Origin of the sequence: uncultured Nostoc sp. (genome assembly GCF_964245445.1) — a bacterium.
In the GTDB taxonomy this organism is placed as follows: domain Bacteria; phylum Cyanobacteriota; class Cyanobacteriia; order Cyanobacteriales; family Nostocaceae; genus Nostoc.
Genome location: NZ_CAXTNE010000156.1, coordinates 1 through 18,566, shown reverse-complemented (window position 1 = coordinate 18,566; position 18,566 = coordinate 1). Strand labels below are relative to the sequence as shown.

Genomic DNA, 18,566 nt, shown 5'->3' with positions numbered 1-18,566 from the left:
ACCCAATCCCCACTCCGTGGGGGCCCCGAGTCCCCCTGCTCCCCTGCCTCTTCTCCCTCATCCCCGGCTTACTGGTTAAACAAAGAGGCAATTCATCAATATCAGCCAGGATTGGGAGCAGAGGTAGTTGGTGGCTGGTGGTATCCTGAAGACGCACAAGTTGATAATAAAGCTTTAGCTCAGGTATTGTGGACGGCGGCTGAGTCTGTTGGTGTTGAACTCAAAGATCGAATTACAGTAGAAACATTTTTACAGCAGCAAGGACAAGTGGTTGGCGTGCAAACCAATGTGGGAATAATTCGCGCCGCGCACTATGTTTTAGCTTCAGGTGCTTGGTCAAATGAGTTATTACCAGTACCCGTGCGTCCCAGAAAAGGGCAAATGCTGAGTGTGCGGATACCAGAAATTGCGCCGGAATTGCCCTTAAAGCGGGTTTTGTTTGGGCAGGATATTTACATCGTGCCAAGACGCGATCGCCTTGTTATTGGCGCAACCAGCGAAGACGTTGGCTTCATTCCCAACAACACCCCAGAAGGCATTCAAACATTACTACAAGCTGCCATCCGCCTGTATCCCCAACTCAAGCATTATCCCATCCAAGAATTCTGGTGGGGATTTCGTCCAGCCACCCCAGATGAGTTGCCCATCCTTGGCACTAGCCACTGTCAAAATTTAACCTTTGCTACAGGCCATTACCGTAACGGGATTCTACTTGCACCCGTAACAGCCGCCTTAATTGTCGATTTCATCTTGGAACAAAAGTCTGACCCTCTACTTGCTGATTTTCACTATTCACGCTTCCAATCTAAACCATTTACCTCCACCCCAATGCTGACCCACTCTGCCAATTTCTCCAACGGGAATCGTCCTGTCATATCCCCCTATTCCCCACTTTCCACTCTCCACTCCCCACTAATTATTGCTGGCAAAACCTTCCAATCCCGCTTGATGACTGGAACTGGTAAGTATCGCAGCATTGAAGAAATGCAGCAAAGCATCGCCGCCAGTGATTGCCAGATTGTCACTGTAGCAGTACGACGGGTACAAACCAAGGCCCCCGGACATGAAGGTTTAGCTGAAGCCTTAGATTGGACAAAAATCTGGATGTTGCCTAATACCGCAGGTTGCCAAACTGCTGAAGAGGCGATTCGGGTGGCGCGTTTAGGGCGAGAAATGGCGAAATTGTTAGGGCAGGAAGATAATAATTTTATAAAGTTAGAAGTAATACCTGACCTTAAGTATTTACTCCCAGATCCAATTGGGACGCTGCAAGCCGCAGAACAATTAGTTAAAGAAGGTTTTGCAGTATTGCCTTATATTAACGCTGACCCCATGTTAGCCAAACGTTTAGAAGAAGTAGGCTGTGCTACAGTCATGCCTTTAGCATCGCCAATTGGTTCTGGACAAGGGCTAAAAACAACCGCCAATATCCAAATCATTATCGAAAATGCGGGTGTACCAGTAGTGGTAGATGCCGGAATTGGTTCACCCTCAGAAGCCGCCCAGGCAATGGAATTGGGAGCAGATGCTTTGTTGATTAATAGTGCGATCGCACTTTCTCCAAACCCGGCAGCAATGGCTCGTGCCATGAATTTAGCAACAGTTGCCGGTCGTTTGGCATACCTTGCTGGCAGAATGCCTATCAAAGACTACGCCAGTCCTAGTTCACCTTTGACTGGGACGATTACTAGTTAGGGAATGGGGCATGGGGCATGGAGAATAGACAGCAAGGGAAACAAGAGGAATAACCAATCCCCAATCCCCAATCCCTAATGTAACGATTTGTCTAGCAGTTTAAGGGCGGATTTAGCATTTATGTAACATTAAATGAACGATAAAGATACAGGAATTAATTCATGCCCTATACAAACGAAGAAGGCGGTCTTCTAAATAATTTTGCCCGGGAACCAAAGATTTATCAAGCAGAACCCCCTACAGAAGGGCAAAAGCGAACTTATCTTTTACTAGGAATAGTCGCTACAGTTTTGGTTGGCGGCTTGATTCTAGTTGCCTTCTTTGTTTCTAAGAGCAGTTGATCGTAAAATATTTTAATAAAACTTCATTTTCTTGATAGTTTTCAGGTTCCGATTTTAAAAGGAGCCTGCTTTTTTATTTTTTGTTAAAATTGAATTAGAAATTAGAGTATCATTATATACTAATTTATTTTACTATACCTGAAAAGCTCAATTTATCCTAAGCAGCACAGCGTTAGCTTAAAAATCATTTTTATTATGAGATTAGCCGACTTGGATATGCCGAGAAAGGTGATATGTACTGTGTTTTGGCTCTTTGGCCGCCATGAGCGTGAATGATACTGCACAAAATGATAATTCCACTTGGAATCGGCAAGTATACCAACGATTGAAACTTGCCCTAAGTCTTGGCTTACGACGGCAACTTTTTTTAGCAGTATGTGATGATTTACACTTGAGAAATCAAGTAGCGACTCGTCTGCATTCTACATTGGCTTATCCTATTGGACAAGTGCTATCTCAGCCATCAAATGCCGAGGAAAATAGCACTCTCGCTTATCCGCGATTAGTTACGTTGCGTTTGAATTTAAATGATCCCAATCCCATACTTCAAATAAATCAATGGTTGGCAAATTATCCACCGCCAACTGTTGGGGCATCAAAAGATACCCCTGGAAGACCTTTTCCAGTACCAGCATTTCAGATTGTCGGCGTGGAGCATCTCACTAAGCAACCAGTCGCTACACAACGATTATTTTTGCACCATCTCCGCTTAAGCGAACAATATTTCTCTGTACAAGAATCTAGCCGATTCCTTGAATCTAACTTGCTATTATGGATACCGCGTCCTTGGTTATCTGCTATCAAGCAATCAGCGCCACAGTTTTGGCGTTGTCGGACTGGCGTATTTGTATTTGCCGGAGAACCTAAACCAGCGACTCAGAATTCAGGTTATCCAGAACGTTTTTCTAATCCCAAAAGCTTGGATTTAGGCTATATTGAGCAGTCGATTGTAGATGAATCAGTTACCCAAACAGAACTCAGAACCGCAGGTACTGAGTTAAAGTTGAAGAATAATTCTGATTTTCCGGCAGAAACACAAGGGAATAGCGTACATAAAACCCAGGAATCGCTATCAACAGCAGATTTATTAAAAGCTGCGCCACAACAGCAGGAATCTACTAATAGGTCTGGTAGCGCAAGTAATAATCAATCGCTGTCGTCTTTATCTCATATTAGTAGCGAGTTAACGGAGCTAGTAATAGCAACAATAAATACAAATATTGCCCAACATACAGAGAATTACTGGCAACCGCAGCAAATTTTGTTGGAGATTGAAGAATTACACCAAAAGCAAGTTCCAGGGGAAGTACTGGCAGAAGCTTATCATCGCTTGGGCACTTTATACCGCCTTCGTATTGAGCAAGGAGAGTCAACTCTAGAAAATTTGATGGTGGCAATTATTGCCTATCAGGAGGCAATTAGCTATGACGAAACCTCACCACAACTCCCAGATATCTTAAATGATTTGGGTACACTCTACTGGATGCTATACCGTACACCGCCTAATTCTGAGGAAGGACAAACTTATATAGAGCAGGCAATAGAATTTTATCAGTTGGCGTTGAAGATGATCTCGCCCCAGACACATTCAGAAACTTACGCTCGTGTGCAAAATAATTTGGGGACGGCTTATGGTGATTTAGCTCGTTTTTCTCACCCATCTGAAAATTGGCAGCAAGCAATTTTAGCTTACAATGAAGCACTGAGCTACCGTACAGCCGACATGGATTCATTAAAGTATGCGGCTTGCCAGAACAATTTGGGTACTGCTTACTGGCATTTAGGGCAATACAACCAACCGATTGTGCATTTAAAGAAAGCGATCGCAGCTTACAACGAAGCACTTGTACACTACAACCCCGAACAGGAACCGCTCAAGTATGGCATGATTCAAAACAACATCGGCACCGCCTGTTGGAATCTAGCACAATACGAACAACCTGCCCAAAATCTCCAGCTAGCTATAGATGTCTACACCGAAGCCCTCAAGTATCGCACTCCAGCTAATGTTCCCAGCGCCTGTGCTGCTACACAAAATAATCTCGGTACTGCCTACTGGCATCTAGCAAACCTATCTCAAACAACTAAAGAGGCACGGCAAAAGTATCTGCAACTATGTATCAGCGCTTACGAAGAGGCCATAGCCTTGGCTCACTCACTTAGCGGTATTCCTTTAAGTTTTGATTTGCTTGCCTCTTATAATAACTTGGGACTAGCACATTATCAGCTAGTAATAGATAAGTCGTTTAATGATGACAAAGCAACACGTTCTCAACACCTAGAAGTAGCATTAGATAACCATTTACAAGCCTTAAACGGATTAAGCAAACAGCCAGAGGCTTATCAAACAACGTTTAATTATATAGTGAAAACTATTCGTGCTTTTCATAATGAATTAGGCATACAAGGACAAAATCTGGCTTTATCTAAAGTTCCTAGTCAGTTGTTGCCAGAAATTTTGTCAAAGCTATAAAGCATATACCGAAAACCCTTGAAAAAGAGGCAGGGGGAGAAAAAGAATAGTGTATTTATGGCTATTTTGGTAGTAAAAAATACTAAATTTTCTCCTTACTCCCTATGCTCCCCCTGCCTCCCCTGCTCTTTTCACGATGATCTCACTTTTTCGCGTTGCTCCCATTCTTTTCTATCTCCCCTGCTCCCTTACCTCTTGTTCAAATTGTCAAGATTCGGTTGGAATTACATGCTTTTTATCCCTTGCGGTTGGTTCTCCTTGAATTTGACCAACGAATCACATTCGTCTCAATAGCGTGGGAACTGTAAAAAAGAGTAACTTTATATTGACTTGACAATTTATCGGAGAACCGAGTAAGGTAACGATGTCTACGACGGGCTACGCCTACGCAATTACTGTTTTACCAATTTGTAATTATTAAAATATTTTTTTGCCAATTCACAAGGTTAACTTAATAAAATAATTTTTTAGATAATATTTTGTAATACAAAAATCCAGCGAAATATTGACGCATTTTAAGTAAATTTACTAATGTAGACTGGAGAAATAGTTTAAAAAAGCTCCAAAATTAGATTTGGATACTTAAGTTATGAAACTAAGTTTGGTTTTTGCGACTGCTATATCTAGTTTTTTTGTGGGTGCGACTATAGCACTTGGTTTCTCTAACCAAGCAGATGCTCTAACTTTTTCTGGTATCTCTACTGGTACATGGGGAAAACCTACTCCAGGAAGCATCGATATCAATCCCAATCCCATATATACAGGTGTGGGAAACAACATATTTACTTGGGGTGATGCTAATGTGTGTCTACCAAGTCTAAATCCTAGTGGATGTACAATAACAGGCTCAAATAAACTTACCTTTAGTGGAAATTCGTTTTCAACTGACGTTAACTCTATATTCAAAATAGCTGACTTAGCTTACTTTAATGGAACTGTAGTTAAAGGTACAAGCGTTGAAGAGGTGCCTTTAAATCTCAATGTATCTTTCAGCCCTCCCGTTGGAATTAGCCAAGTTTTTGACTTGAAATTGCATCTAGTAAATACACCTAATAGCGTAACAAATTCTGAAGAAGAGAATGCAGACCTTGTATTTATAGACGAAAACTTGAGTAATCCGACTTTTGCCTTTGAAGGCAATAAATACACGTTTGAACTAACTGGTTTTAATCCAGACGTTGGGCAGATAAGTATTAAGGCTCTTGAAGGAAGCACAACTAAAACAGCTATTTATGCCAAAATCAAAACCATACCTGAACCTGCAACAGTAGCGGGTCTATTCTTGCTAGGCATGTACCTGATATCTAGTAAAAAATTGCTGGAGAAGAAATAGTCAGAGCTTTAGCTGTTAAAACATCTGCTCGTGTTCGCGCTTGAGGATGTAATTACACTAGAAAGTTTTTCGGCTCCAATACGAGGTTTGTAGCGGTTCTCGTACCTGTGAGAAATCCTACCGACGATACCTCAGTTTGTTCAACTCTCTTAAGGCGTCCACACAAATGGCTCCTGTATTTTATGCAATTGAGAACCGCTACATACTCATATTCCATAATTGATAAATTTTAACCCAGCAGAAGAATTACTGCGATCACATCAAAATTTATTCCCATTGAAGAAGAATTTAGGAGCAAAGCCGGAAACGCTCTCTACGAGACGCATAAGGAATGCGGACTCGCTCTAGGCGAACGCGAGTGTGTCTTTGTACCACTTCGTGAAAGCAAGCTACGCGCAGGAGCAACCATAGGAGAAGGAGAAAAAAAGGCTATAAAAAACTCCTGCTGTGGTCTTCTGACCATGAGGTGGGGTGTCCTCGGCTTTGCTCCTGACTGAACCAAGAAACCGCAAACCTTTCCCAAGTTTTAGGAAATAAATCTACAATAGAAGTAAGCTAATCGTCATTCATTTTTCCAGAATGATTCGCTTGTAGTAAGCAGCTCTAGCCCTGATTTTATGCAACTTAAATACAGATTAGCTTAAGAGTTCGCAGTCAGCCCATTCGCCTCTATTCAGTGGTGTAGATATAGGACTCATATTTGATTTTTGAAAATATACCTAGGGGAGCCAATCGTGTGGTGAGGTAGTCCCGTCTTCTCCCAAAGGCAGAGGCTGCCGCCAACGCGAAGCGCCTCGTACGTAGAGAAGGGGGTTCCCCTAAGGAGGAATTGCCGTTAGCGTAGCGGTAGCGAGCTTGCGAACGTCAAAGGTTTCCCGACTGGAGCGAACTGGTATTGTGTGGCTGCGAGAGTACGGCACTATTCTTAAGAGTTTAGTGCGTTACGCAAAACGCTAATACCATTTCACGAAAAATTTGATGCAGATGTAAACCCTGAAAGCCTTGCTGCATCTAAGTTTTTTAATTGCAAATTGCGAATTGTGAATTGGTATAACGCACCCTACAAATACCTAATTTTGTTCAAAATCAAATCGCATTTTTATATGTGGACGTAAACAATAAAACAACTTTGGCAACAATTAGATTAATTTTGCGTCATGTTGAGAGGATCTCACCATCTATTTAGTGACGCACATTAGCAAGATACAAATTTTGAGGAGCGATATCTCCGATAGGACTGGTTGCAACACAAACTCTAGGTTATATAAGCACTTTCATATTCAGAATGCGCCTATAAACAGGTTTTATAAATTTTAGAAACAAACTAAGTGAATCAACGTCATTAAATACATCACGTATACAAAGGTTTACCCACTTATGACTCGCCTACATCAATGGAAATCTGGAACTGCTGCACTCATGGCAATAGCCGTTACTGCAAGCGTCACTGCCCCACTGTTAACTTTAGCTCCTGCTAATGCACAATACAGAATTGGGCAAGACAGAGTTGGGCAATATGGAAACGTTACCATTCCTTCTGGGGTTGCTTTACCTGTTACCTACGAGCAAGAGACAATCACTATTGCTCCTGGGGAAACTAAATCTCTAACCTTGAGAATAGCGAATGACATTATTGACAGAAATAGAAATGTCTTGATTCCCGCCGGTACTAAAGTAAATGGACGATTAGAATCTGTTGACCTAGATAGTTATTATTCAAGAACTACAAATGATAATCAAGGGAAAGGCGTGCGGTTTGTAGCTCAAGAATTAGAATTTTCTAATGGTCAGCGTCAGCCAATTAATGCAAGTTCTCGGACATATACCACAACTCAAAAAGTTTCACAGGGCCCCAGCACAAATCAGGTTTTAACTGATGCAGCTATCGGTGCGGGTGCTGGTCTTTTAGGTTCACTAGTAACTGGTAACCGCAGAATTGACGATTTAAAACCTGTTATCGGTGGGGCTGCGGGTGCGGGAGCAAGTGTGCTGTTGAGGAAAAAACAAGGAAGTGCCTTTGTTCTTAGACCGGCACAGGATTTGAAGCTTACACTGAATTCTAACTTGAATTTAGTACCACAATCCCGTTACTAGATTTAACTCAATTTAAGTCGTGAATTTAATCACCCCTAATAGGCGATCGCAACTTTAAATATACTGTGCGATCGCCTTAATTTTTAATAGTAAAAAATTCTATTTAACAGCAACCATTCTACCTTTATCTCGTCTTAATAATTATCAATATTTATTAAAATACTTATTTAATTGTACTGTGTAGAGAGTTAGAAAAATCGGCTCTATTTTCTTCTCTATCCAAAAGAGTATTCAAAATTACGTAATATCCTGATATTTTTGTTAAATAGTGGCAAGAAAGGAGCTTTTGCTTGTGGAAATTAAAGGTTTCGGTATAGGCACATGTCTTGCAATTCCCGTAGTATTAGGTCTTTTAAGTCAGGGAGAAAGGATAAAAGAATTTTTAGTTGAAGACGTCCATCAAGTATCCACTAACAAGGAAATGAGCCTATCTAGCCGCCAGCTAATTAGCGCGAATTCAAAACCGAAAACATACTATGTTAGTGGTAGTGGAAACGACAAAAATAACGGACTCTCTACTTCATCCGCGTTTAGGACAATTCAAAAGGCAGCAGACCTTACCAACCCTGGCGATACAGTATTGATTATGAACGGCGTATACAAAAATATAGCCAAAGCCGGGAGTGTAGTAAATATTAAACGTTCTGGAAAAGCAAATGCATGGATTAAGTATAAAGCATATCCTGGGCATTCCCCAAAAATTCAGCACAATACATGGAATGGTATTTTGATTTCAAATGGAGCTTCATATATTGAGATCAATGGGCTGGAGGTTATAGGGAACAATGCCAATATCACCCTTGATTATGCAATGAGTCAGAAGACAAACAAGGTAAACCCACTGACTAATGGAAACTGCATTAGCGTTGACGGACGAAACAATGGTCGTATTCATCACATCCGTATTGTGAATAACAAAGCGCATGACTGTGGAGGAGCAGGTATTTCAGCGATTCAATCTGACTATGTGACAATAGATAATAACGTGGTGTTCAATAATGCCTGGTATAGCGTTTATGGTAACAGTGGCATTTCATTGTTAAACAATTGGAATTCTGACAATAACCGGGGATACAAGATGTTCGTTACCAACAACAAGAGCTACAACAATCGCATGTACATCCCTTGGATCGCAGTCGGAAAGATCACAGACGGAAATGGCATCATTATTGATAGTTCAAGAAATGGCGATCAGAATTTAAACATGAGTCCATATACAGGACGTACTTTAGTTAAAAACAACTTTTCATATAAGAATGGTGGTTCCGGTATTCATTCATTTTTAAGCGATCATGTTGACATTGTAAATAATACTGCTATTTTAAATAATCAGAGTCCAGAAATTAAAGATGGGCAAATATTTGCTAATAAGTCATCTGATGTCAAAATTTTAAATAACATTCTCTATGCAGATCAGGACAAGCCTATTAACACTAATTACAATACTCAAAATGTTACTTATGACTATAATATCTACCACAATAGTTCTAAGATAAGTGTTAAAGGGCCTCACGATGTTGTTGCAGACTCAGAGTTTTTAAGTAAGCATCCCACTCTTGAAAAAATATTTAGCAATTGGAAATCAAAGCTAGATAAACAAAATCCGCCAACGCGGAATAATGTAGAGTCTAAGTCGGCAAGTTTAGTTTGTCAGCCAATGACTTATACTTTGCAAAGCAAACCCATCCAAGTGGGATGCTCCTCGACATCTTTGGCTCAAACTACTGGTTCATCTTCGGCTCAAACTACTGCTTTTTCTGATGTTTCATCTAACTATTGGGCGGCACAATTTATTCAACAATTGTCACAGCGAGGTGTAATTGCTGGATTTCCTGATGGTAGCTTCCGCCCTGAAGAACCTGTGACACGCGCTCAATTTGCCGCTATGGTCGATAAAGCTTTCCGAAAATCACAGCAACGACAGGCGATTAAATTTTCTGATGTGCCTAGCAACTACTGGGCATCCAGTGCCATTGGGAAAGCCTATAGCATTGGTTTCTTAGCAGGATATCCTGGTAATCGCTTTCAGCCTAACCAGGCTATTCCCCGCCAGCAGGTTTTGGTGTCCCTCGCCAACGGTCTGGGATATACTTCTGGTGGCAATAACGAAAGCACTTTGAGGTATTTCAATGATGCCTCTAAGATCGCTAGCTACGCCCGTAGCCCGATCGCAGCAGCAATTGAAAAACAAATTGTGGTGAACTATCCTAATGTGAAGTCCCTGAATCCAACCGCAACTGCTACTCGCGCCCAGGTAGCAGCTTTTATCTACCAAGCACTGGTTAGTTCTAATCAAGCCCCAGCAATTAACTCGCCCTATGTCGTGTCAAACCCCAGAAATTAACTGCTTCATGTCGTAACTCAATTCAAGTCGTGACTTTAGTCACCTCTGATAGGCGATCGCCACTTTAACTATAGTGTGCGATCGCCTTCATTTTTAACCCTAAAAAATCTATTTTTCAGCAACTATTCTCTCTCTGTTTCGTCTCACTCAATATTCATATTTTCTAAAATACTTATTTAATAGCATTAATCAGTAATAGGCTGATTCCACTATTACCTCTTGCTAGCTCTGTTGGCAGGTATTTTTTAATTTTGACTATCTGATTATATTGTATGTCGGAAGTAATGGTTTTTACAAAAAGTAGAAATGATTGGGAACCGAATACTTCAGCAAAGGTCTAATTAATTAACAGTAAAAAAATTAATTGTACCGGGATTAAAAATTAATGTTTACTTTAAATCGTTTGCAATCTGGAACAGCAGCACTCATGGCTTTAAGCGTCACAGTCGGTACTGTAGCGCCTTTCATTACAGCTTCACCATCTTTTGCTCAAACTACTTTTTCTGATGTTTCATCTAACTATTGGGCAGCACAATTTATTCAACAATTGTCACAGCGAGGTGTAATTGCCGGATTTCCTGATGGTAGTTTCCGCCCTGAAGAAGCGGTGACACGCGCTCAATTTGCCGCTATGGTCAACAAAGCTTTCCAAAAACCAGCGCAACGGCAAGCAATCAATTTTGCTGATGTGCCCAGCAACTATTGGGCATCCAGCGCCATTGGGCAAGCCTATACCATTGGTTTCTTATCTGGTTATCCTGGAAATCGTTTTGAGCCTAACCAAGCTATTCCCCGCCAGCAGGTTTTAGTTTCCCTTGCCAACGGTCTGGAATATAGCCCTAGCGGCAATACCGAAAGCACTCTGCAATACTTCAACGATGCTTCTAACATCGCTAGCTATGCCCGTAGCCCGATCGCAGCAGCAACTGAAAAGCAAATTGTGGTGAACTATCCTAATGTGAAATTCCTGAATCCAACTGCAACCGCCACTCGCGCCCAGGTAGCAGCTTTTATTTACCAAGCGTTGGTTAGTTCTAATCAAGCCTCAGCAATTAACTTGCCTTATGTTGTGGCTATCGGTTCTACTACCCCAACACCTATATCTGTGACAATTCCTCAAGGGACTGCTATCCCTGTGAAGTATGACAAGGCAGAAAAAATTCTGGTTACAAAGGATGAAACAGCGCCTTTGACATTGACAGTATCCCAGAACGTAGTTACGCAAGAAGGTTCTGTAGTGATTCCGGCTGGTAGTCAGGTTATTGGTCAACTCAAACCTGCTACGGGTGGTTCTCAATTCGTTGCCGAGAAACTAGTTTTGACCAATGGTCAAGAGTATCAGCTTAACGCGACTTCAGACGTGATTACCAAAACTGAAACCGTCAAGAAGGGTACTAGTGTTGGTTCAATTATCAAAGATACTGTATTGGGCGCAGGTGCAGCAACTGCGGTATCTGCTGTCACAGGCGATCGCGCCATTGCCACAGAAGAAGTCTTGGGTGGTGCTGGTATCGGTGCGTTGGTTGGTCTGTTCTTCGGTAAAAATAGTGTTGACTTAATCGCTATTGACCCAGATACCGATTTACAAATGACCATTAATCAAAATTTACTAGTCTCGCTTAAATAGTTAAGAGTAACTTGTCTTTTGTTCATGACAAATGACCAATGACTAATAACTAATGACTAATTCTCAACTTCTGGTAACCAAATAATAAACGTAGTCCCCGGCGCATCGGGTGAAGTTAGCTTAGAGTTGATTGCAGGGCTAAAAACCTCGATTTCGCCCTGCATTTGCTCTATTAATTGTTTTGCGATCGCTAACCCCAAACCAGTACCAGGGATTTCTGTTTGCGCTTGTACACCCCGATAATGCCGTTCTCCAAGATGTTCTAAATCTTGGGGCGGAATACCAGGCCCGTTGTCACTAATGACAATTCCCTGAAAATTAGCCTTTTCTTGCCCGGCCTGAATTAAAATTTTGCCACCAGTGGGAGTGTATTTCAAAGCATTATCAATAATGTTAGTTAATACCTCTCGTAATGCTTTGACGTTGGCACGTACTAGGGGTGAATTCTGTTGAATTTCAGTTATTAGTTTTAGCTTTCGCTCTTGTGCGATCGCTTTGGCTGATATTAATAATGGTTCTAATATATCTGCTAACGAGCAGTCAACTGCTTTATCTCCCGTTCCCGGCAATAATAACGGCGGTTTAGCGTCTTTTTGGATAGTTGCTTCTACAAATACTTCTTCGGGGAGATGTAGTGGTGCTAAATCTGGCTCTGTCAAGTCAATTACTTGATCAAATTGTTGCAGCAATTCTTGGAGGCGATCGCTTTCCCGCACAATACTATTTGCCACATTTCGGTTGGTATCTGCTGGTCGCAACCTTTTCAATAGCAGTTTACCAAAAGTCCGCAATGCTGTTAATGGGTTACGAAACTGATGCAACAGGTTATCCAGCAAATCTCGCTGTTTTTCTTGGAGAATTTGTTGCTCATGCAACTGCTGCTCCAACCATGCTCGTCGTTGATCTAAAATACAAGCGATCGCTAGTGTTTGGGCTATCCGTTGAATCTGACTTTCCTCGTGTTCATTCCATGCCCGATCTTTCCTACCCGTCACTAATAACCCCATCATTACACCCTCATAAACCAGAGGTAAAACAATTTGGTTACCACTAAATAAATATTCCTCTTTTAAATGGGGTTGAGACGCATCTGGGATCTCAGACTCCGGTGAGGTTGAAGATTCTGATCCTGCTGTCAATAACCTTCTTTGTTGATTGGGTAATATAAACACATTTCCAACTTGAAGTTGCTTGTGTGCTGTCGCTTCAGCAGTCTCTTCCCCTGGTGGTAATAATGCTGTTTCCGGGTAAATTACCACAGGAATCAGTTTGGCCTCATCTGAGGGAGTCTCTACCAATTCTTGCGTCAGGTACACAATACTTAAAGTTGCTCCCAGCCCTTGGGTTAGCAGTGCTATTTGCTCTCGACATAAAGCAAGAAAATCGGAACTGGCAGACATTAACATTTTTTAGCTTTTGCTCAAGATTACAGATTTTGAGGCATCATGATTAAAAGAGGATACTTAGTTTTACCTCATCCATTTAATAAAGCTTAACTAAAATTTTTTTAGTGATGGTTTGTACCAAGGGATTATATCCTTAGGTGGTTTTGTTTTCCCTATCTCCAAAGATATTAATTTTCTTAAATTAAAAGGTTAAAAACTATTGATATTTTGAACTAGAACCTATATAATGACGACTGATTTTGTAGCTATCACTACAATCTATAGCTTGAAAGAGGAGGACAATAGATTGGCAAGGAGACGCAAAAGGAAAAGTCGTCGTCGTCAGGAAGGACGGCGGATTTTGGAACATGTGCCTCAATATAGCATCGAAAGTGGCGAAGAAAAACCTGTGACAGCAGCGAGAAGATTCATTCAAGCTGAAGGTATTTTGCCACCTGCCTTGCTACTCGTAAAGCGAAATGAACACACCACGGACCGTTATTTCTGGGCAGAAAAGGGACTCTTTGGTGCTCAATACGTGGAGGAAAACCATTTCTTGTTTCCTAGCTTGAGGGTGTTAGAACCTTCGCCAGGTCAAGAACCTCTTGCTTTAGCTAGTCGGTGAACCATAAACAGTCATCTTACGCATTGAATGTGGCTCCTGACTATCATTAACTGGCAAAATTGCTAAGTTTATGCAAAATTTAATTTTTTTTTAGTTTGGAGCTGCTTTGCTTTTTAAGGCTAGTCCAGGTAGTTGGAATATCAACTTGTGTCAAACCACGCTAGATTGCATGGATTGATACCGTAAGGCAAAAGTCAAAAGGAGCCAGTGCGTTGGGCGGCTCTACCGACTTGTTCGCTCTTAGCGTTCCCGCAGGGTAGCAGCTGGCGTTCAAAAGTCACTCATGCTTTAATTTTGGGCTTTCTGGCTGTAATGAAACGGTAAGTTTATTTCCACCGACCTGTATTAGTGTCATGGTACAGAATGGAGTAGGTATAGAGGCAAGCGCCACCAAAAGCGCTAGTGAAGTTGTCCTCTTATGCCGTAAATTGTTAACCAAGCTCTGTCAACAAATTTAAGTTAATGAATTTAAATTTTCCCCACGACACAAGTCGTGGGGAAAATTGACAAAGCAGAAGTATTAATTTCCTCCTTTCTACTTTCCATTGCCTAAAGAATAAGTCAGGTAAGAAGTCTGCATATCATAGTTAAGAGATGGTCATAAAAACCAACAATTATTCACCAGCCTTAAGATGTAGAGTCTTCTGTAACTCGCCCAGTTCATCTCGATGGGCAACTACAGTTATTTTACTTGAGGAGGTTTGTTCGCTCTGAGTTGTTTCTACTTTGAGCGACACCTTCTCAAGTCTTCCAGATTTTTTCCAATAAAATAGACCACTCAAAGGCGACAACAGTACCATAGGCAGAACAAAGGTACTGAAGTTAGGAAAAAGCAGGTACACGACTAGTGATAGACAAACAATACCAGTCGCTGCCAGCAGAGTTAAAAATATAGCTAAAAACCAACTGGGGCGAACAAAACCTTCAAAAGTCACTTGGTTTTTTTCTCGGTCTACCTCTGCTACTCGATAAGACCGCGAGCGAAAATACTCTTTTAATTGAGACATTAAAGCAGCTTCGTCTTGCTCAGATACCAGTTGCGCTGTTTCTATACGGTCTTTAGTCGAGGCACGAATAAAGAAAAACAGCCCAACTGATAACAACAAGGTTAGCAGGAACGTAGATGGCAAAATAGCAGTATCCATAACTAATTGTTATTGTTTGACTGGAGGAGACTTATTCATTATCAATTATTCGTTACTTTGTCCTCTTGTTGATGTAGTCAAGCCATTGAAAAGCTAAATCCTGCGCTTGAACTTGCCATTCTGGAGAAACTTGGTACATTCGCCTAGGGCGTCCTCGTCCTTCGAGTTTCTTCCAATATCCAGTGATTGCCCTTTCATCTTCCAGAAATTTGATTGCACTATAAAGTACGGTATCCGAAAGTCTATAGGTTGGATATTCAGTTTCTAATTGCTCAATCAACTCGGTTCCGTAAGATTCACCTTGTAATAAAACAGACAGTATGTAACAAACTGCTACTTCCTGACAAAGGTAAGTTGGCGGAGGATTCTCAAAGAATTGATATATATCCTCAAGTTTCATGGTTAGTGAATGGCTAAAAAAATGCCTTAGGGTAGGGTCTACAATCCTTATAGCTAGTATATAGTGGTACTTCTAAGTGAGTAATATATATAAAGCTACTTAGACTAGATATCCATTGCGTAAATACGAAATAATTACCCACGCCTGTGAGTTGGGGGACGAGTTTGCGAGTTTTAGGGGCACAAAATAGTGTATCCCTACTCAAGCTCGATACGGGTGGTGAGGAGCGAACAGACAGTGGCAAAGTCACTGTCTTGGTGTTAAGTGATGCCGAGCTAGTTAGAACTGCTTAAGCAATAAAATGCCATCGAAGAAATTTTACAGGTAAAATGCTATTTTGTCTGTAAAAGTTCATAAACACTTTGTTTTCCAGTGATTTTTCCAATGCGAATTCTGAAAGCTTACGCTGAGGGATATGTCTGGGTTAAAGCTGCTACGCCAGTGGAAACACTTAAGCAGTAACCATCACTGATTTTCTGAACAAGAGAATCTTTTGTCTTTTATGGCAAGTGTGATAGTAAATTTATCAAAGAGGACCCAAAGGCGGGGGAAAGAAGACCTGACAATTCAGGTTATATGGAAAAGCTAACGATTAACCTAACCCCCTAACCCTCTTTCCGTGTCGGAAAGGGGGAAAATTCAAAGTCTCTCTGCTTCTAGAAGAGAGAAATAGAAGTGAGGTTTTCCAGATAGATACCGTGAAAAGTTAGAAAGAAAACGGGGAAACGCGGGGACGGGGATAAAGAACTCTCCGCGTCCCCTTCTCCTCGCGTCCCTTAATCAAGCTCCCAGCATATTGGTTCACTTTATGTCACAAACTCCCGATGCTCCATCATCTTCCTCAACTCTGCGGGCAATTGCCCAAACTTTTCGCCTTACAGGTTGGATTAGCTTCTGGATTCAGCTAGTACTAGGCGTTGTTTCTAGCATAATTGTGCTACTGTTCGCCATCTTTAATCAAAGAACCGGCAGTTCTAGTAATAATCCTGGGACTGGCTTTGGCGTATTTTTAGCAATTTGTGGACTGGTTATTTTGGGTGGGGGCATTTTTTTAGCTTACCGTTACACTAGAATTGGCAAGCAATTGGAATCCTCCAATCCCAGCAACCGCCCTCGAAAAAGCGAGACTGTGCAAGTATTACGCTTAGGGCTGTGGGTGAATTTAGGGGGAACGCTGCTAACTCTTTTGGGAGCGCAAGCGATCGTTGGTACACTGGTAGCAAGATCTATTTCTCCCCAAGCTATAACTACCCAATTTTTTGACCCCACCCGGATTATTAGCGGTCTAGATATGCTTGTGGTGCAGGCAAACACTAATACTGTCTCAGCTCATTTTGCAGGGGTTATTGCGTCACTTTGGCTACTCAATCGGATTAGCCGACCCTAATATGAGTGCTGAGTTTTCAAGAGTCAAACGACATTAATTATACTTTTCCGGTTACCTTCACCTGGACAAAATAGAGATGATAAGGAACCACCGAATATTACTCAAAGGACGTTTGCAGCCACTGATAACAATAATAGTAATAGTCAGAGTCTTGCTCAGGTTTCTGAAACGACAGTAACTCAAAATACGAGTTCATGATTGGTTTAATGCATTATATGGTTTCTTAGCCCTGGCAGTGATGCTAGAAAATCTCGATCAGAGATTGAAACTGATTTTTCTAATAAACTTTGTTTTTCCAGTTACAGCAAAGCAAAATTACTATATGCTAAATGCTTATATGTTAACTGGATTGACAGGAAGATTTTAGACTAAAAACTGAGAAAAATCTGTGCTGGATATTAAGCAAATACGGGAAAATCCGCAATTAGTTCAAGAACGATTGAATAGTCGTAGTGGTAAATATGACATTGAACCGATATTACTGTTAGATCGGCAACAACGGGAACTTGAGGGGACGCGCAGTCAACTTCAAGCTCGTAGCAACGAAATCGGTAAAATTGTCGGGCAAAAGATTAAATCAGGAATAAATCCTCAAGACCCAGAAATTCAAACTTTGCGGGATGAAGGTAACTCTGTCAAAGCTACATTGAGCGAACTGGAACCCCAGGAAAAAAACCTCAAAGCTGAAATTGCCCAACTTGTGTTGGCACTTCCCAACTTACCAAGCGACTCTACACCCCTTGGTAAAAATGAGGAAGATAACGTAGAAGTACGCCGTTGGGGTGATGAGTACATTCCCCAAAACCCGAATATTCTTCCTCACTGGGAAATTGGCGAAAAGCTGGGTATTCTCAATGTTGAACGAGCTGTGAAAGTTGCCCAAAGTCGCTTTGTGACATTAATAGGCGCTGGTGCGGCACTGGAAAGGGCATTAATTCAATTTATGCTGTCTCTGCATGCTCAAGCGGGATATGTGGAAGTCAGTCCGCCTTTGTTAGTTAATACCGAGTCTTTGACGGCGACCGGTCAGTTACCTAAGTTTGCGGAAGAAAGCTTTAAATGCGCTGATGATGACTTGTGGCTAATTCCTACGGCGGAAGTTCCAGTTACAAATCTCTACCGGGGTGAAATTCTCGCTGCTGAAGATTTACCTATTTACCACTGTGCTTTTACTCCCTGTTTTCGCCGCGAAGCTGGTAGCTATGGGCGGGATATGCGGGGATTAATTCGCCTGCATCAGTTCAACAAGGTGGAGATGGTGAAGTTTGTCGAACCCAGTACATCTTTTGATGAACTGGAGAAATTGGTAGGGAATGCAGAAGCAATCTTACAAGCGTTGAAGTTGCCTTACCGAGTAGTAAATTTAAGTACTGGAGATTTGGGATTTGCCTCTACCAAAACTTATGATTTAGAGGTTTGGTTGCCCTCTTCTGGCAAATACCGCGAAATTTCTAGCTGTTCCAATACTATAGATTTCCAGGCGCGACGGGCTGATATTCGCTTCAAAGAGGCAGGGAAGAAAGGCACTCAGTTCGTACATACCCTCAATGGTTCAGGTTTGGCTGTGGGACGGACTATGGCAGCAATTTTGGAGAATTATCAACAACTTGATGGGACAGTGAGGATACCAGAAACACTGCAACCCTACTTGGGGCGTGAAGTATTGTAATTAGTCATTAGTCATTAGTCATTAGTCATTTGTCTTTTATCAATGCCC

13 protein-coding genes and 1 pseudogene are annotated in these 18,566 nt (G+C 41.5%); 11 read left to right on the top strand and 3 right to left on the bottom strand.

Translation table 11 applies throughout. The annotated features are described in order from the left end of the window. The 7 genes and pseudogenes from ACFE90_RS23200 to ACFE90_RS23170 all read left to right on the top strand — a co-directional run. The coding region (locus ACFE90_RS23200; RefSeq protein ID WP_375504701.1) for an FAD-dependent oxidoreductase at positions 1-1,695 on the top strand (1,695 nt) is incomplete at its 5' end. A 161-nt stretch (positions 1,696-1,856) separates the two neighbouring features. After that, positions 1,857-2,036, top strand: coding sequence for a photosystem II assembly protein Psb34 (psb34, locus tag ACFE90_RS23195; protein ID WP_375504699.1), 180 nt, complete (start codon positions 1,857-1,859; stop codon positions 2,034-2,036). A gap of 262 nt (positions 2,037-2,298) precedes the next feature. Further along, entirely contained in the window at positions 2,299-4,509 is a 2,211-nt protein-coding gene (locus ACFE90_RS23190) for a tetratricopeptide repeat protein (RefSeq protein WP_375504697.1), read from the top strand. Between the two features lie 589 nt (positions 4,510-5,098). After that, positions 5,099-5,842 (top strand): choice-of-anchor K domain-containing protein, encoded by a 744-nt coding sequence (locus ACFE90_RS23185; RefSeq protein WP_375504695.1) that lies wholly within the window; start codon positions 5,099-5,101, stop codon positions 5,840-5,842. A gap of 1,377 nt (positions 5,843-7,219) precedes the next feature. Next, the gene (locus ACFE90_RS23180) at positions 7,220-7,936 is read left to right on the top strand and encodes a conjugal transfer protein TrbI (protein WP_375504693.1); all 717 of its coding nucleotides are present in this window, start codon (positions 7,220-7,222) and stop codon (positions 7,934-7,936) included. A 1,657-nt stretch (positions 7,937-9,593) separates the two neighbouring features. After that, positions 9,594-10,265 (top strand): annotated as a pseudogene (locus ACFE90_RS23175) (S-layer homology domain-containing protein); the annotation flags it as partial. Between the two features lie 400 nt (positions 10,266-10,665). After that, positions 10,666-11,907, top strand: a complete 1,242-nt coding sequence (locus tag ACFE90_RS23170; protein ID WP_375504691.1) for an S-layer homology domain-containing protein — start codon at positions 10,666-10,668, stop codon at positions 11,905-11,907. 56 nt (positions 11,908-11,963) lie between these two features. Here the strand turns inward: ACFE90_RS23170 and ACFE90_RS23165 are convergent, their stop codons facing one another. Further along, entirely contained in the window at positions 11,964-13,313 is a 1,350-nt protein-coding gene (locus ACFE90_RS23165) for an ATP-binding protein (RefSeq protein WP_375504689.1), read from the bottom strand. A 286-nt stretch (positions 13,314-13,599) separates the two neighbouring features. Between ACFE90_RS23165 and ACFE90_RS23160 the strand changes: the two genes are divergently transcribed. Beyond that, positions 13,600-13,917: a DUF3155 domain-containing protein gene (locus tag ACFE90_RS23160; protein ID WP_041566316.1), complete on the top strand. Its 318-nt coding sequence runs from the start codon at positions 13,600-13,602 to the stop codon at positions 13,915-13,917. Between the two features lie 614 nt (positions 13,918-14,531). Here ACFE90_RS23160 and ACFE90_RS23155 read toward each other — a convergent pair. Together ACFE90_RS23155 and ACFE90_RS23150 are read right to left on the bottom strand one after the other, a co-directional pair. After that, a complete protein-coding gene (locus tag ACFE90_RS23155) occupies positions 14,532-15,062 on the bottom strand; it encodes a cofactor assembly of complex C subunit B (protein WP_375504687.1) in 531 nt (176 codons plus the stop codon). A 52-nt stretch (positions 15,063-15,114) separates the two neighbouring features. Continuing rightward, the gene (locus tag ACFE90_RS23150; RefSeq protein ID WP_229484307.1) at positions 15,115-15,462 is read right to left on the bottom strand and encodes a PadR family transcriptional regulator; all 348 of its coding nucleotides are present in this window, start codon (positions 15,460-15,462) and stop codon (positions 15,115-15,117) included. Positions 15,463-15,626: 164 nt separating this feature from the next. Here ACFE90_RS23150 and ACFE90_RS23145 point away from each other — a divergent pair, with 164 nt between their 5' ends. The 3 genes from ACFE90_RS23145 (at position 15,627) to serS (ending at position 18,518) form a co-directional block, all read left to right on the top strand. Further along, positions 15,627-15,755 carry a hypothetical protein gene (locus ACFE90_RS23145; protein WP_375504685.1) on the top strand — a complete coding sequence of 43 codons (129 nt, stop codon included), beginning with the start codon at positions 15,627-15,629 and terminating at the stop codon, positions 15,753-15,755. 515 nt (positions 15,756-16,270) lie between these two features. Continuing rightward, positions 16,271-16,849 carry a DUF3611 family protein gene (locus tag ACFE90_RS23140; RefSeq protein ID WP_375504683.1) on the top strand — a complete coding sequence of 193 codons (579 nt, stop codon included), beginning with the start codon at positions 16,271-16,273 and terminating at the stop codon, positions 16,847-16,849. Positions 16,850-17,237: 388 nt separating this feature from the next. Further along, positions 17,238-18,518, top strand: coding sequence for a serine--tRNA ligase (gene serS, locus ACFE90_RS23135; RefSeq protein ID WP_375504681.1), 1,281 nt, complete (start codon positions 17,238-17,240; stop codon positions 18,516-18,518). Positions 18,519-18,566: the final 48 nt, after the last annotated feature.